The 1,627-nt window shown below is 65.5% G+C and carries 2 protein-coding genes; both read left to right on the forward strand.

The genetic code is table 11. From position 1 onward, the window contains the following. Positions 1 to 739 (forward strand): LysE family translocator (locus tag ACWFR4_RS48820; protein WP_453658435.1); only part of this gene is annotated, 739 nt, incomplete at its 5' end. A 54-nt stretch (positions 740 to 793) separates the two neighbouring features. Then, positions 794 to 1,561: a transposase gene (locus ACWFR4_RS48825; RefSeq protein ID WP_453658438.1), complete on the forward strand. Its 768-nt coding sequence runs from the start codon at positions 794 to 796 to the stop codon at positions 1,559 to 1,561. The last annotated feature ends 66 nt before the right edge of the window (positions 1,562 to 1,627 follow it).

The raw sequence follows: 1,627 nt of genomic DNA on the forward strand, positions 1-1,627 counted from the left end.
CCTAAGGCTTGTCCCGCTAATGATCTTCGAGCTGGGGGACCTCTGCCTGGAGCTGGAAGCGCCATCGGGGAACGGGTGGTTGGGGATGCTCTCGTTGCCTATGCTCGGTTGTGTGCAGTGGCATCAGGTACTCGGCTTCATGGCCGCAGTCACACCTCTCACATTGATTCCCGGTACCAGCTTCACCCTTGTCACGCAGCAGGTGCTCGCTGGTTCGCGATCTGATGGCGTCCTCGTCACGTTCGGCTCGGCGTGCGGGCTTCTGGTGCACGCAACCTTTGCCGCGGTGGGCCTGTCAGCCTTGGTCATGTCGTCAGCCCAGGCGTTGACGGTGGTGAAGCTCCTGGGCGGCATCTATCTCGCCTGGCTGGGCGTGACCACCTGGCGCTCAGCGCGTCGCGGCATCGAAGCATCGAGACGGGTGCGGTGGAGCTTGCCGTGGGCCAGGCTTGGGGGCTTCGGCCAGGGGCTTTGGTCCAATGTCCTCAATCCGAAGGCGGCCTCGGTCTATCTCACCCTCGTGCCGCAGTTCCTCACCGCCAGTCGTCCTATTGCGCCGCAGATCGCGACGCTCGCACTCGTGCATGTGGCCATCGTCCTGGTGTGGCTGCTGTTCTGGACCTCAGTGGTTGCCGCCGCGCGCACGGTGATCGACACGCCTCGGTTCCGGCGCGGGATGAGTCGGCTGGCCGGAGCGGTGCTGGTCTCCCTGGGAGTGCGAACCGCAACGTCGAGGTAGTCCGCACCTCTGGGACGCTCCCGCAGTCGCCGCCCCTGATGTAATGATCTTGCTGTGGCTGGTGTGATCACGGCGTCGGAGCCGTCTTGGATAGGCCCTTTCACCGGGCTGAGCCCGCGCCAGTTCACCAAGCTGGTAACGGCGCTGCGTCGCACGGGGGTCGACACCACCCGCCGGGGCAGGCCGTGGAGCCTGTCCCTGGCAGATAGGACACTGCTGGTCACGGCGTACTGGCGCACGAACTTGACGATGCGTCAACTCGCCCCGCTGTTCGGCATCTCCAAGTCCTCAGCCGACCGCATCATCGACCACCTCGGTCCGCTCCTTGCGCTGCAGCCCCGGCGCCGCTTCGCCAGAGACGCCGTACTCATCGTGGACGGCACCCTGGTCCCCACCCGCGACCACACAATCGCCGAGCAGTCCAAGAACTACAGATACTCCACCAACCACCAGGTCGTCATCGACGCCGACACCCGCCGGGTCGTCGTGGTCGGCCGGCCCCTGCCAGGCAACCGCAACGACTGCAGGGCATGGGAGGAATCCGGCGCCAAAGCCGCCGTCGGCAGGACGATGACGATCGCCGACGGCGGCTACCCGGGCACCGGACTCGTCATGCCCCACCGCCGCCGTAAGGGCGAGGAACTCCCCGACTGGAAAAAGGAACACAACCGCTCACACAAACAGGTCCGTGCCCGAGTCGAGCACGCCTTCGCCCGCATGAAGACCTGGAAGATCCTTCGCGACTGCCGCCTCAAGGGCGACGGTGTCCATCACGCCATGCTCGGGATCGCGCGTCTGCACAACCTCAACCTCGCTGGATAGAGGGGTAGCTCACGGCGCAGTCAGCCATGCCCCTGGCCCAAGATCCTTTTGCGGGACAACCCTTAG

Source organism: Streptomyces sp. NPDC055140, from assembly GCF_053607285.1.